The 13,029-nt window shown below is 55.3% G+C and carries 22 protein-coding genes; 3 read left to right on the top strand and 19 right to left on the bottom strand.

Annotated features, from left to right (window positions below; all coding sequences use genetic code 11):
• The coding region (locus VI895_08580; protein HLG19851.1) for a hypothetical protein at positions 1–529 on the bottom strand (529 nt) is incomplete at its 3' end.
• Positions 530–732: 203 nt separating this feature from the next.
• Positions 733–1,230, bottom strand: coding sequence for a hypothetical protein (locus VI895_08575; GenBank protein ID HLG19850.1), 498 nt, complete (start codon positions 1,228–1,230; stop codon positions 733–735).
• Positions 1,231–1,756: 526 nt separating this feature from the next.
• Between VI895_08575 and VI895_08570 the strand changes: the two genes are divergently transcribed.
• A complete protein-coding gene (locus VI895_08570; protein HLG19849.1) occupies positions 1,757–2,143 on the top strand; it encodes a hypothetical protein in 387 nt (128 codons plus the stop codon).
• A 12-nt stretch (positions 2,144–2,155) separates the two neighbouring features.
• Positions 2,156–3,571 (top strand): hypothetical protein, encoded by a 1,416-nt coding sequence (locus VI895_08565; GenBank protein HLG19848.1) that lies wholly within the window; start codon positions 2,156–2,158, stop codon positions 3,569–3,571.
• A gap of 114 nt (positions 3,572–3,685) precedes the next feature.
• Here the strand turns inward: VI895_08565 and VI895_08560 are convergent, their stop codons facing one another.
• From VI895_08560 to VI895_08550, 3 genes are read right to left on the bottom strand one after another with little or no spacing between them, the layout of a single operon-like run.
• Entirely contained in the window at positions 3,686–4,195 is a 510-nt protein-coding gene (locus tag VI895_08560; protein ID HLG19847.1) for a transposase, read from the bottom strand.
• A 19-nt stretch (positions 4,196–4,214) separates the two neighbouring features.
• Entirely contained in the window at positions 4,215–4,538 is a 324-nt protein-coding gene (gene tnpB, locus VI895_08555; protein ID HLG19846.1) for an IS66 family insertion sequence element accessory protein TnpB, read from the bottom strand.
• A 3-nt stretch (positions 4,539–4,541) separates the two neighbouring features.
• Positions 4,542–4,820 (bottom strand): hypothetical protein, encoded by a 279-nt coding sequence (locus VI895_08550; GenBank protein HLG19845.1) that lies wholly within the window; start codon positions 4,818–4,820, stop codon positions 4,542–4,544.
• An 11-nt stretch (positions 4,821–4,831) separates the two neighbouring features.
• On the opposite strand from VI895_08550, the gene VI895_08545 reads away from it, so the two are divergent.
• Positions 4,832–5,446 (top strand): hypothetical protein, encoded by a 615-nt coding sequence (locus VI895_08545; protein HLG19844.1) that lies wholly within the window; start codon positions 4,832–4,834, stop codon positions 5,444–5,446.
• Here VI895_08545 and VI895_08540 read toward each other — a convergent pair.
• The 14 genes from VI895_08540 to VI895_08475 form a co-directional block, all read right to left on the bottom strand.
• The gene (locus VI895_08540; protein ID HLG19843.1) at positions 5,428–5,796 is read right to left on the bottom strand and encodes a helix-turn-helix transcriptional regulator; all 369 of its coding nucleotides are present in this window, start codon (positions 5,794–5,796) and stop codon (positions 5,428–5,430) included. The two genes, VI895_08545 and VI895_08540, sit on opposite strands and share 19 nt — an antisense overlap.
• Before the next feature lie 2 nt (positions 5,797–5,798).
• Positions 5,799–6,062, bottom strand: a complete 264-nt coding sequence (locus VI895_08535; GenBank protein ID HLG19842.1) for a type II toxin-antitoxin system RelE/ParE family toxin — start codon at positions 6,060–6,062, stop codon at positions 5,799–5,801.
• Positions 6,063–6,185: 123 nt separating this feature from the next.
• Positions 6,186–6,530 carry a hypothetical protein gene (locus VI895_08530; protein ID HLG19841.1) on the bottom strand — a complete coding sequence of 115 codons (345 nt, stop codon included), beginning with the start codon at positions 6,528–6,530 and terminating at the stop codon, positions 6,186–6,188.
• 211 nt (positions 6,531–6,741) lie between these two features.
• Positions 6,742–7,137, bottom strand: a complete 396-nt coding sequence (locus VI895_08525) for a hypothetical protein (protein ID HLG19840.1) — start codon at positions 7,135–7,137, stop codon at positions 6,742–6,744.
• A gap of 134 nt (positions 7,138–7,271) precedes the next feature.
• Positions 7,272–7,553: a helix-turn-helix domain-containing protein gene (locus tag VI895_08520; GenBank protein ID HLG19839.1), complete on the bottom strand. Its 282-nt coding sequence runs from the start codon at positions 7,551–7,553 to the stop codon at positions 7,272–7,274.
• 3 nt (positions 7,554–7,556) lie between these two features.
• On the bottom strand, positions 7,557–7,889 hold the full coding sequence (locus VI895_08515; protein HLG19838.1) for a type II toxin-antitoxin system RelE/ParE family toxin: 333 nt from the start codon (positions 7,887–7,889) through the stop codon (positions 7,557–7,559).
• 200 nt (positions 7,890–8,089) lie between these two features.
• Positions 8,090–8,434 carry a helix-turn-helix transcriptional regulator gene (locus VI895_08510; protein ID HLG19837.1) on the bottom strand — a complete coding sequence of 115 codons (345 nt, stop codon included), beginning with the start codon at positions 8,432–8,434 and terminating at the stop codon, positions 8,090–8,092.
• 26 nt (positions 8,435–8,460) lie between these two features.
• On the bottom strand, positions 8,461–8,724 hold the full coding sequence (locus VI895_08505; protein ID HLG19836.1) for a type II toxin-antitoxin system RelE/ParE family toxin: 264 nt from the start codon (positions 8,722–8,724) through the stop codon (positions 8,461–8,463).
• A gap of 209 nt (positions 8,725–8,933) precedes the next feature.
• On the bottom strand, positions 8,934–9,161 hold the full coding sequence (locus VI895_08500) for a hypothetical protein (protein ID HLG19835.1): 228 nt from the start codon (positions 9,159–9,161) through the stop codon (positions 8,934–8,936).
• A gap of 69 nt (positions 9,162–9,230) precedes the next feature.
• Complete coding sequence (locus VI895_08495) at positions 9,231–9,713, bottom strand: hypothetical protein (protein ID HLG19834.1); 483 nt, start codon at positions 9,711–9,713, stop codon at positions 9,231–9,233.
• Positions 9,714–9,720: 7 nt separating this feature from the next.
• Entirely contained in the window at positions 9,721–10,476 is a 756-nt protein-coding gene (locus VI895_08490; protein ID HLG19833.1) for a hypothetical protein, read from the bottom strand.
• On the bottom strand, positions 10,473–11,009 hold the full coding sequence (locus tag VI895_08485) for a hypothetical protein (GenBank protein HLG19832.1): 537 nt from the start codon (positions 11,007–11,009) through the stop codon (positions 10,473–10,475). The genes VI895_08490 and VI895_08485 overlap by 4 nt, the downstream gene beginning before the upstream one ends.
• Positions 11,010–11,029: 20 nt before the next feature.
• Entirely contained in the window at positions 11,030–11,515 is a 486-nt protein-coding gene (locus VI895_08480; protein ID HLG19831.1) for a hypothetical protein, read from the bottom strand.
• Between the two features lie 245 nt (positions 11,516–11,760).
• Positions 11,761–13,029 (bottom strand): hypothetical protein (locus tag VI895_08475; protein ID HLG19830.1); only part of this gene is annotated, 1,269 nt, incomplete at its 5' end.

The following is a 13,029-nucleotide window of genomic DNA, read 5'->3' as shown; positions in this document are numbered from 1 at the left end:
CGCTTCCGACCTCGACAAGCCACCACTTTCCCCGCACACGTCCCAGCGCACATCCCAGATCCCATCCCTCCTGAAGCAGCTTCGTCGCAGCCTCCGGTACGGCGATCGGGGCGAGCGGCTGCTCCTTGCCGCTCTCGAAATGCGTCAGCCAGAGCTGGCCGGGACGGAGCTTGCAGATCGTGAAGTGATCGAAGTCGATCAAGTCATCCTCGCTCAGGTCGGTCGGGTCGACGACCGAATTCGCCGCGGCTTCCCACAGAATTCTCGCGGCGCGCTCTGCACGCGGCAGATCCCGAGCGGCGTCGGCACCTCTTTCCGCGCCTTCCGAGGCCGCGTCCGCGTCTACATATCCTCGTTCCCCCAACCAGCGGGAAAGCTTCTTGCTTACCGTCCCGGAAGCCCGAAGAAGATCCTGCCCGACGATCACCTTGCGGACCATGAAGTAGTCGAGAAACATACCCAAATTCGGGAGGATCTGCTGAGGACCGAAGATCTGACAAGAAGTCGCGATGCGCATCGCCTTTGGCATTGTAGCCCCGTTCGAAGACCTTCCGCTCGTCCTTGTGCAGACCCTCGTAACCGTAATCGTCGAGATAGGTACGCGACAGACCGAGAACCTCTTTGTACCTCTCCACCTTTTTCCGCGAGATCCGTGGTTCCTGTTCGCCGACGAATTCCTCAAACACGTCCGCGATCGCCCGCCTGCCGCTACCAGGGGTACGAGTTGCTCTGTCACTTCCCATGTTCCGCTCCTTTGATAGATCCCCAGGCCAAATCGAGCTGCTTGGCCGAACGCGGCGCCAGGCCGCCACGAATCTCATCCGCTGCCTCTTTGCCTCCGTCCGTTGTTTCTTTCCCTGGCCGCTTGCGGCCTCGCCGACTCTTCTCCAGACGTTTCAGAAGTCGTTCGTAGGGGGTGGTCGCAGCCGCGGTTTCTACCAGGGTCTCGGTCGGCGGCCGGTCCTTCGTGCCAAGGCCATAGCGGAACAGCAGGCCGTCAATGTCGTAGAGTTCCTTGAGAACAACCGCACACCGCACGGCGGCCCGTTCTTCCGGCGGCCCGGCACCGTACTTCCGGAGAGTACTGTGGAACCGCCCGTGCTGTAGGCGTCCCTCTGGGGTTTCTGCCGAGGAGAGATAATCCGAGAGCTTCACTTTGACATCCGTTTCACAGGCTGGGCAATCGCGCACCGGCGGAAGGTACCCGTACGACACTTTTCCCGTAACCATTCCTGTGAACTTCCCGATAGGCGCCAGACGACACACTTCGGGCTTGTTCTCCATCAGGACGCACCCCATCGCGCTTGGCCCCGTCCAAGGGGGTTCATCTCCGCGATGAGGTGCGAAACAGCCTGGAAGGCGGCACCCAGACCGTCCTCTGTTAGAAATCGCTCCATCTCCGAGAGGGTCATCGTCCCGTACCGTTTGAGCAACAATTCATGAATCGTTTCGAAGAGCGCGCCGTCAGATCTCTGACGCGCTGAAGACGGCCTCGTCTTTCGCACGTAACCTCCTGAGCCCGTGTCCGTGGCGGACGCTTCCCTCTACCAGGACCTGTAAGCCAATTCAATTTCCGGATGTGCGCCCAGCCTGCCCTCCGGATACGGGAACAGCGCTTCCACGGACCCATGTGAGTTCACCGGTCAGGAAAGCGCGGGATCCGAAATAAAGTCCTTGCCTCAAAACGTCTTGCCCGGCATTCTCGGCACCGGCAACGGGTGGACGGATGACCGATACGAGGGACGGGGAGCCATTGATGGGACTCGCAGAAGCGGTCCGGCACGTCATTGAGCTGATCCGGGGTAGGCCGCGTGTGGGAAGCAATAAACTCGACAACTGGGACCGCATCGTTTGTATCGTCGCCGAACACGACAGCCTTCCTGATCGCGAGTTCAAGATCATCGAGAACGCCGTCGGAGAAGCTTGCCGCTCCTGGTCCGATGCGCCGCGCCTGTCTATTTGGCGCGAAACCGAAAGCGGCATGGCCGATGCCGAGTCATCACAGCAGACGTCGGCCGACGGTATCGAGCCCTTTCTCCAGACCGAGATTCTCGACGAGGTAACCCACGCTGCGTGGCGGGATGCCCGCGAGTTGAGAAGGGAGAAGGCAAAGAAATCAAGGCGGCGACAGGCGAGCCCATAGAGAACCCGACACGTGGCGAACAGATCGAAAAAGGGCGGCGTTCTGAAGTTTCTTTCTCGCCGGCTCGGATCGAAAACGGCGGAGGGGAATCGAAAGCTTTCCGAGATCATCAAGGAGATGGGTTTCCGTCTCTTGAAGGATCCGGATGCAGCGGTTTCACCCCAGGCCGTCGAAACGGTGATCCTCCTAGCCAGCGCCGCCTGGAACGCTGCCCTCGGCGATCAAGGTCTCCGGAAACGGCATGGAGAGATCCTCGGAACCATCATCTCCAAGGTCGGGCAGCCATGGCCGGAGCTTACGTCTACCGACACGGATGGCCTTATCTCCGGGCTCATCGAGTACAAAAAGACATACTATCCCCGCGATCGCAGGCGCATCGTCGCAACCGAAGGGCGCCCGAACGGCAACGTCCGTGTATACTGGGTCGAGGACGATAATCTGGTAATCGCGCCGTTCGGTTCCACGAAGTCGAACGCGGCGACCGCCCGGGCGAAGCCAGGCCGTACGATCGCCGCAAGACTCGTTGCCAAGATGAAGCGGGAGATTCGCGAAAAGGTCGTGGATATCCGGAGCGTCATCGAGGGCCGTGTGACCGCTGAGGAGCTGCAGAAGACGGTGGTGACCCGTCAGAAGCTTGCCGCCTACCATCCCGCGCATGCGGCGTACCTCTACGCTCAAAACCAGATGTCGGTGATGTCGGAGCTGATCACCTCCCTCGACGAGATGGCGGCGCTCGCGGACATCGTAGCCAAGGCTGAGGACCTCTATTTGCCGAGCGGGCCGCCGATGAGCCCGCTTACCGCGTCGTACTTCACATGCTGGGCATTCTTCGACCTGTGCGCTGAGCCGGCGAACGAGACCATCGGTACGATCGTCTCGGATCTCGGCGCGGCCTTTGGCATGAACTCCGAGCTCCAGCGTCTCATCCGCCTCATGCAGGAGTCGCGGATGGGTATATACATCCACGAGGGAACCGAGCCCCGTCTCGCGATCCTCAGGGATCTGATCACCGGTGTCCAATGCCGCGCCATTGTTCCGGCAGGTTACCTCGGGAACAAGGGCGAGATCTGGTACGCCCGTGTGCTCCCACCGCCGATTCCAGGCACGCCGGAGCACGTTGTTTTCACGACGCCCTACATCGTCCTCGGACCACCGCTGCGGGAATGGCAGGCTTACTTCCGGCGTACGATACCCGATGCCCCGAAGCAGGTCCTTCTCGATGCGTACGAGCGCCATATGAAGTTCGGCCCCACGCGCAGGTATTGGAACGACTTCGTATTCGAGGGATACGTGAATCACACGGCGGAGGTCATCTATCTTGAGGGTCTTCCTGACCTTCCGGAGAGCCGGCCGCACTCCAAAGCAAACCTCGATCGCTTCTGGCAGCGAAATGGCCGGAACGGCGCAAGAGAGCGAGAGACGAGATGAACGACTTGGATTCCGAGTGGAGAGGCAAGGGAGCAACACTGAGCGACAAGACGGCTCGGAAAGAATACGGGCTGACTCAGGATGAGATCATCCGTAAGCGGTCGTTTTGAGGCGTTATTGAATTTTTCGCGGGTCGAGATCCGATTTCAAAGGGGTCGCGGAAAATTCTTGTTTCCAGAGTCTGGGCGTCAGCCGATGCACCTCGAAGGCCGGATGGGTGTCAACGCGCTGTAAAACATCGACGAGATACTCGTACGGGTCTACGTCGTGAAGCCGACAGGTCGCAATCAGACTGTTTGCGATGCCTGCGTAGTGAGCTCCGATTTCGGTCCAGCAGAAGAGCCAATTTTTGCGGCCGATCGCCACAGGCCGAATCTGCCGCTCAATGTGATTCGTATCGATCGGCACCTCCGGATTTTCCAAGAACACCCGTAGGGCGGTCTCTCGTTTGAGCGCGTAGTGGGCCGCCACCGTGAACGGATTCGTCGGCAAGAGAATCCGTTGGGTAAATACCCCGTTGAGCCAAGTTTGGTCGTATCGTTGTTGGAGATCGAGAAATTTTTCGTTGAGAGAGAGCAACGCTACAATCTGCTTCTGGCTTAACTTTGCAGCGTGCTCTTCCATCATCATCAACAACAAAACTCTATCGCACTTCTCGTCGAGACCCAAGAATTATTCCGTCCAACAGCAAGAAAAAAATCTTCTCGGAAAGCTCAAAGACGCGCTCTTCGCTCGGAATGGAAAAACGCCCCCGCTCCAATCGCTTCGCGAACAAGCAATATCCCGTGCGGTCCCAGAAAATTCCCTTCACGTAATTCCCTCGACGATTCCGAAACACGTACAGCGTCCCCGGTAACGGATCTTCGGACAGAGCCGTCTGGACGACCCCAATCAATCCGTCGAAGCTCTTTCGCATATCGACGGCTTCCTGATAGGCCAGGATTCGTGAAATCCGGGAACCGAACATCCCTCAGTCCCAAATCCGAAGAATCACGCCGGAGGAAAACTCCAGCTCCACCCGAGAGCTCCGGCGCTCTCCCTGCGGTCGCAGCTCCATGAATCCCTTTGACGAGATCTCCGCCTCTCGCACCAGTCGACTCCACCGACTCAAGCTGCTCAGCGAGATTTGCTCCCGTCGGCAGAATTCCTCCCGCGACAAACCGCTCCCCTCGTATCGATTCACGACCGACCGCCACTCCTCACGACGTCGCCGTACCCGCCGATACCGTTCCACACTCGTATCTTCCATTGGCATCCTCCTTGTCGTACGCTCCAAAAAAAACGCGGATCCGCCTCATCGACGAATCCACGCCAGTTTACGACGCGCCTACTGCGAAATTCTATAACGCCTCAAAACGACCGCTTACGTACTTCCTCGCCCAATTGGCCAAGGAGCAGGAAGAGTCGAAAGGGCCCGTCGTCGCCAAGAAGGCCGAACTCACCGAACAAATCGAAGGAATCTCCAAGAAATTAGATCGGCTCGTTGACGCCCACCTCGACGGCATAATCGACCGGCCGACCTACCTTTCCAAAAAGGAATCTCTCTTGAATCAAAGAGCGGAATTGGACGGAAAATTGTCGGCCGTCGTCAATACTCCGACGGGCCCGTTCGACAATCTTCGAATGTTCACCGAGGCCGCGCACCGGGCGGACTTGCTGGCAACGGCGTCCGATCTTGCGGCACTTCGAAATTTCTTCCAAAAAATCTGTTCGACGGCCCGCTTGTCGGGCAAAACGCTGAATTTTTCCTACGGGTTACCCTGGTCGATCCTGGCCGAAAATCGCGCGTCCAAAAATTGGCGTCCCCGAGTCGTAGCCAGGAGCACCCTATGTGGCCATACAGAGGGGACGCCGAATCAGATCAATTTTCTATAATCAACTCCAAGAGCTAACGCCAACTTCTTAGCTACATTCAATCCAATGGCTCTTCCCCCTGCTTCCATCGCTGAAATATGGGGCTGTGGAATACCACACTTCTTCGACAACTCCTTTTGTGTGAATTCGCTACGTTTACGATAAGCTCGAAGTGCCGCCGAGGGCTTTCCCGAATCGTGGATAGAGCTGCGAAAAAGGCGATCCGTCTCCTGACTGGATAATATCTTTCGCGAAGATACTGAAGCGGCTTCTGCAAGCGCAGTTTTCACAATCCGAAGCTGACGCGATGAAAACGCCTTTAACTCCGGATGTCGTTTCATAATCATTTGAACTAATTGATTGCTGAACATTCTCAATACACCTCCCTTCGATGAGCGACTGAGATCAAAATGACACGAGGCTCGCTTACCTCGTATAGAACCCGATATTCCCGTTTCAATCTCGTAGAATAGACTCCTTTTCTCCCGTGAACGTGCTTTGTAATCCACCCTTTTGGCGTCGGCCCCTCCTCTTCGAGATCGTGTCTTAATTGGTCCAAGATCTCGACGATTTCCTTAGGCAACTTCTTCAGCTGCTTAGCAACCTGCTTTTCAGCGACGACAACCCAACGCTTCACCATAAAGAATATACCATTACTGGTATAAGTGTCAAATCAGAAATCCAAAGGTTTATCTAGGTACGCCCGAGGAGTTCGAGTTCACCATGTTCACTAAAGTTTCGATTCGTGGACCTTTCGTATTCACTTAGTGACTTTATTCGCGCCAAGTTCGATCACAAGTTCATTTGACTGTAATTGACCTTTTGTATCAGAGATCCCGAGCTCCAACTGAAATCGCTTCTCACCCACTGAAAATGATACCGGCGCAATATCACCAGTACCTGATGACCACGAAACTATTTGGGACTCTTTGTTCTGCACAATCTGAAAATCATAATATACAAAAAAGCCGTGTGTATATTGCGGCACAGGCACATTCCTCGTTCCGTTAAATGTCATTTTGAAATCAGGGAATTGCATCGGATCACCTTTCGTGAACTTCACTTTTTCTCCGTAACGGGCCTCGATATTCTGTTTTCCTACCATGCTGTCCTCCGAATTCGCATTACTGCTGAGTATGACTGACGTTGACAGCATAAATAATGGCAAAAGCAGCAATTTCACAAGCAAACGTGGCATCTCTCTAGTCAATATTCCTGAAGCCTTTCATTCTAAATGGGGTTCTCCACAGCTACATTTGGCGTCCCCGAGTCGTAGCCAGGAGTACCCTACGTGACTATAGGCGCTCGTGCCACGGTCAAACGAGATGTCGGATCTTGGCGGCAATCCACGGAGACAACAACATGACGAGTAGGCCTAGCGACATCAAGCCCCCCTCCCGAAGATCGAAATCGGCCCAAATCCGTTTCCAGGACATGTGAAACATGAGTCTCCCCAGAACGATTTCGAACGCAACCGTCAATACGGTCCAGATCAGGCCGAGCAGCAGAAGTTCAGAGAAACGGGTAGCACCGACCCATGGAATCAGCGCGAGCGTGATGACGAAGATCAATAGAGACCCCGTAAAGACGCCAATCTGCCGGGATCGGCGATCCCCGACACGAGGTGCTAGAAACCTCGCACGCGCGATCCCGTGCAGCGTCTCCACGAGCATTATTCCGGACCAGAGCGCAAGCCCCCTTAAGAGCATCATGCTGAATCCCTGATTTGAGTCATCGAGCCGTAACCACTGTTCACGTTTTTTTCTCTCATGGATGGGAGAAGCTGGAAACTAAAGTTTGGCGTCCCCCGCGTGTAGCCAGTAGTACCCTACGTGACCATACGCGCTCAGGCGGCCCTTTTCGTCACGATCCGATAGTCGTAGCCCAGCGCTCCAAGAATACCCAGAAGCACGTCAAAGGTGACCCTGGAGGTGCCGACCCCGGACTCGATCTGCGCGATACGCCCCTGGGTGACACCGACCTTTTGAGCCAACTTGGCCTGGGAGAGTCCCCTCTCCTTCCGGATCCTCACAATCAGCGCCATCAAACGCTGTTTCTCTCGGACCTCCCCTACATCCACTCCCAGAGAATCGGCCAGTTCCTCAATCGACATTTCTTTCCAGGCCATACGTTAGACCTCCTTACTCCTTCTCATCGCGACCTCGATTTCCCTTCTCGGTAGATCCTGTCGCTTCTTTCGAAACGCGTGCAACAGGTAGATCGCCTCCGCTTTCTTTATGAAATAAAAGACCCTCACCTGTCCCGCGCGATCCTTGAGCCGGAGTTCATGCAACCCCCGACAGATGTTCGACAAGTTCCGGCTCAGCGGCATGGTCAAGACCGCGCCATCCGCAAGAAGGCTCACCGCATCCAGAAAATCGCGCTTGAGCTCTTCCGACTGTTCCCTCAGGAATTCCTCCACAGGACTCCTGCCGGAACTCGTCAGGAAGAACTTGACCTTCACGATCGGAATATAACGTAAAGCTAATTATTAGTCAAAACTAATTATAAGACGCAAGGTCCGAAGTGTCTACTATCACTCTTCAACTCAACTGGAGTTTCCGATTTTCGGCGCCGCACGTCTGACCGACTGACAACTAGAATTTGGCGTCCCCGAGTCGTAGCCGAGAGTACCCTATGTGACTATACGTCGGGGACGCCGAATCAGATCAATTTTCTATAATCAATTCCAAGAGCTAACGCCAACTTCTTCGCTACATTCAATCCAATGGCTCTTCCCCCTGCCTCCATCGCTGAAATATGTGGCTGTGGAATGCCACATTTTTTCGACAACTCCTTTTGCGTGAATTCGCTACGTTTACGATAAGCTCGAAGCGCCGCCGAAGGTTTTCCGGAATCACGAACCACACTACGAAAGACTCGATCCGTCTCCTGACTGGACAATATCTCTCGCGAGGATACTGAGGCGGCTTCTACAAGCGCACTTTTCACAATCCGAAGCTGACGCGATGAAAACGCCTTCAACTCCGGATGTCGTTTCATAATCATTTGGACTAATTGATTCCTGGACATTCTCAATACACCTCCCTTCGATGAGCGACTGAGATCAAAATGACAATGGGCTCGCTTACCTCGTATAGAACCCGATATTCCCGTTTCAATCTCGTGGAATAGACTCCTTTTTTCCCGTGAACGTGCTTCGTAATCCACCCTTTCGGCGTCGGACCCTCCTCTTCGAGATCGTGTCTTAATTGGTCCAAGATCTCGACGATTTCCTTGGGCAACTTCTTCAGCTGCTTAGCAACCTGCTTTTCAGCGACGACAACCCAACGCTTCACCATAAAGAATATACCGTTATTGGTATAAGTGTCAAATCAAGATGAGGAGCTTTTCGTGGAATATTTCGAACACCTTCAGCCAAAATCAGGTTATCTGAACCACTTCGGAGCGATGGTTCTCGACGTTTGGGACGAACCTCCCCTGGATCTTTCTCTCTTCTCAAAAACGTTTTCTCCTGGGTTGTTTCATTGACGCGGCAGATTTCCGATTACCCGGCGAATCCGCAACGATCGCACTCTCCGAGATTTTCTGTTCGTTCGGTCCAGCTGAAGTCAGCGCAGACGGGACACTGACCAGTCTGGACGTCCGGCGCCGTGTGAGCTGTCTCCACCGTGTAATACTTTCCGAGGATCTGGTAGCAGTGAAGAAGCGTCCCGTTTCGTGACGCCTCCTCAAACGTCACACCCAGGTCCCTTTTAGCGGGACGTTTACCCACGGCTTCGACTCACCCCGGGGTGCCGGGTCACATTAGGAAGTGACGCAAGATCGGTTCCTCCAATTCTTCTCATGGACGCTCGCTTTGCATGACAGCGGATGTAGCGCCCGCATCGAGGGCGAGGGGCTCCCGGCGGACCTCTGCATCGGACGAGTCCCCATGGATAGCCGTTCCAATAATCCGCTCAGTGATCTCATGGAGGTGCGCGCGCAACGTCGCTTCGATCTCCTTGAATTCCGGCCACAGGGTTTCATTGACGAAGGATCGCGACACGCGTGCCATGACAGTCGTTTGCCGCTGCCTCGAATAACGATAAGGACGAATCCCATACCGCCTAAGCAAAGCCATGAACAGTTGCCGTGACCACACGTCCCTTAAACCGAACTGAAACTCGATTGCCGGGTCGGTCTCCTGAACGTTCCGAAGGCGCTCACGAATACGATCCATAGCACTGGCGGCGGCCTGCTGCTCCCCAACGGAAGTTGTACCGGCAAAGAGGGCTTCGATGCGCTTAAGCTTCTCGAAGAGGCGCTGTTCTTCGGATGTGGTCAAACGCGCCTCACCCCGGATATATGTTTCCCACTTCGACGAGGCGCCATTTGCCTCGGACGCGTCCGAGCGCACAGCCCACATCCCAGCCCTCTTGAAGCAGTTCCGTCGCCTTCGAAGGTACGGCGATGGGACCGAGGGCTTGTTCCTTGCCGCCTTCGAAATTCGTCAGCCACAGCTGACCGGTACGGAGCTTGGAGATGGTGAAGTGATCGAAGTCCAGGAAGTCTTCCTCGCTCAACTCGGTCGGGTCGACGGCCGACTTCTGCATCGCCTCATACAGAATCCTTGCGGCGCGCTCGGCACGTGGAAGATCGCGACCGGCCTCGGCGCCCTTTTCCGCACCTTCCGACGCAACATCCACAGAGACGTACCCCTTCTCACCCAGCCAGCGCGACAGCTTCTTCGTCACCGTTCCCGCAGCCCGCAACAGATCCTGCCCTGCAATAACTTTGCGGACCATGAAGTAGCTGAGAAACATGCTCAGATTTGGGAGGATTTTCTCGGGACCGAAGATCTGACAGAAATCGCGATGGGCTTCCCCCTCGGCATTGAAATGGTCTTCGAACACCTTGCGTTCGGTTGAAGTCAGCGCGTCGTGACCGTAGCCATTGAGGTGGTGCCTCAGAAGATCGAGCACGTTCTTGTACTTCTCCAGCGTCCTCGGCACAATCCTTCCAGCCTGATCAGCGATGAATTGGTCGAATACGCCGTCAATCACTGGTTTACCGGCCCCGCGCGAACCAGCCTTACCGTCTCGTCTCATGCCCTTCTCCTCGGCGCTTCGAACTCAGCGACCTCGTCCCAATTCACGTACTGCGGCGGATTGTCTCCCTCACGGTCGCTGATTTTCGGGAATTTGCCGCGCGCCGGAACATCCTGAATCTCGACAACGTTGATCTGATGCCGCCAGTTATCCCCAAAATCGAACCAGTAGCCGAAAGCATCGCCGACCTTCAATCCGAGTGAACCTACGAAGGCCGAGACATCCCATGAGGCTCCCGGCTCCTCCTTGAGAGAGGAGCGGAGGACGTAACGCCTGGCCTTCGAGTCCGTCGGACCTGTCCCGCCGATCTGAAACTCGTACATGTGTTCATCTTCCCGACCAAAGGCGTCGAAGATCGCGTAATGCAGCTGTTCCAACGTCTGATCGCCTTTGATCTCGATCATCCGCGACACGACCCGATTTCTCCGGAGGAAGGCCGCCGTCATCGGACCGTCCGTAAGAAACACGTACAACACGTACAAACGATCATCACCGGGTCGCCTCGTGCGGGATTTCGTCGCTGTCTTCGTCATGCTACCTGCACTCCCCGAGATCAAGAGCGGTCATCTTCGACCCAGACCAGATCCTCGTCGCCGTCCTCCCATTCCTCCTGTGAAACACCGCACACGTATTCCGCCTCTCCTCGCTCGATCAACGGCCCGAGCTGCCGCATGATCCTGTCCACGTCATCGTCCGGCCCCTGGACATAGAACGGCTTTCCGTCCTTGCCGTATTCGAACTTCCCCTCGAACGGCCGCCCACCCTCGACAATGCATTGAGCGGACTTCCAATCGGGATGGGGTTTGAATCCAAGGCCTTGAGCATACTGAATGCCTCCCAGGATCAGGCTTCGTGCATCCTCGTAGGAGATCTCGTGCAGTTTCTCGGGAAAGCGTCCCCTAAAATCTTCAAGTTCGTCCGTATTCATGGGAGCCGTCACAAACGTGTTCTTCACGCCCAAGCAGAAGACATCCACCAGGAAAAGGCCCGCAATGTATTTGTCCTCCGGCACTGCTCGGACCACAAGAACTTGGGCCATGCCCTTTTCCCGCCAGTCCCTGTTCAGAAAACACTTGTAAACCTCAAACCGCGACATGCGAGCGACAAGGTGCGGTGGCAAGATTCCCATTCTCTTCACAGACGTTCCCTTTCTCCCCGTTATTTGGAGAAAAGCCCCCTACATGTAGGGTTCTCTGCGGCTGAAAATGGCGTCCCCCGCGTGTAGCCAGTAGTACCCTACGTGACAATATGCATTTCTCCGGACGCTCGCTCACTTGGCTACCCTTACTGCTTGGTCACCTTCCGACACGCGTACGGGATTCCTTCGCAGGCTTTCCTGAAGAGCTTTTCAGCGTCAGCTTGTTGTCCACTCTTCTTGGCCAGGCCACCCAGAATTAAGCACGAGACGTGATCATTCCCATCACAACTTTTCTGCATCGCTAATTGCTCGGTACTTTCGTAACCGAACGACTCCAGGCGCGAACAGCAGGTGAGGGGAAGCTCCGATCGATTACACCCGAGGCGATACCATGACTTCGCATCGGCCAAGCTCCCTTCCTTGTTGGCCCTTTCCCCCAATTCCTGACAGGCGAAGTTCCGTTCAAACGACGGCACGACATCCTGGCGACACTGTTCCTTGAGAATCCTCAAGTAATTCACAGAATCGCCGCTGAACTTACACCCAACCCAGGCTCCCAAAGTGCATGCCCTCGACCAGTATTTCTCCGCTTCGGCGATTTTCCCGTTCAACTTCTCATGGTTGCCAATGCCAACGCACGCCTGCCTATCTCCCTTCTCACAGAGCTGCCTTTGGTTCTTTGTGTATGGATGCTCTCTTTCAGAAAGGACCGTCTCCGCCCATTTTCTCCATGTTGCCGAATCTGCCGTTGGAGCGTTCTGACCGGATATTCCGAACTTGTCCTCCGAACGTGCCATCCTTTCCTCACCACCTGATTCAAACTTGGCCGAGAACGTGGAACCCTGAAGTTTCCCTTTGAGGAACGGGAATCCGTTGCCCAGGGTCAGCGTGATTTCACTTGTCTTGGGGTCCATCGAACCTTCGAGGCGCTGGATTATCGGCTTCTGATCACCGATGAGCCCCGCAGTCTGCGCGGACAGCCCGAATACCGTAGATCCCTGGCGCCAAAGGTCGATTTGATTCCGGTATTCGTGCTCTTCCGTAAATCTCTCTGAGTAGAAGGTACCCAGAAATACAATCTTGTCCTCCGACGTCCCGGCTGAACGCGCTTTTCCAGGAACAAGCGCAGTATTCATTGTGATGAGAACCAACAGGAGCTTCGGGTTTGCGATCCCAATGTTTGGGCTGTAACCCTTGTTGGCAGCTGCGTCTTTCATTGTGGCCCTTGAATGGAAACTAAAGTTTGGCGTGCAGTTTGGCTCAAGATCAGGGCGTTTTCCATGAAGAAATCCGATTGATGGATTGAGCAAGCCGCCCGCCGTCGCCTTCGGCTCCGTCATGCGGCTTGCATCTCCCTTGCCCTTTCGATTTTCGTTGGTGATGCGAACGCCTTGCCTTTGACGAGCAACCGGCGT

The organism is Bdellovibrionota bacterium (assembly GCA_035292885.1).
Lineage (GTDB): Bacteria > Bdellovibrionota_G > JALEGL01 > JALEGL01 > DATDPG01 > DATDPG01.
The sequence above is the reverse complement of the archived record's forward strand: the minus strand, read 5'-3'. Positions and strand labels throughout refer to the sequence as shown.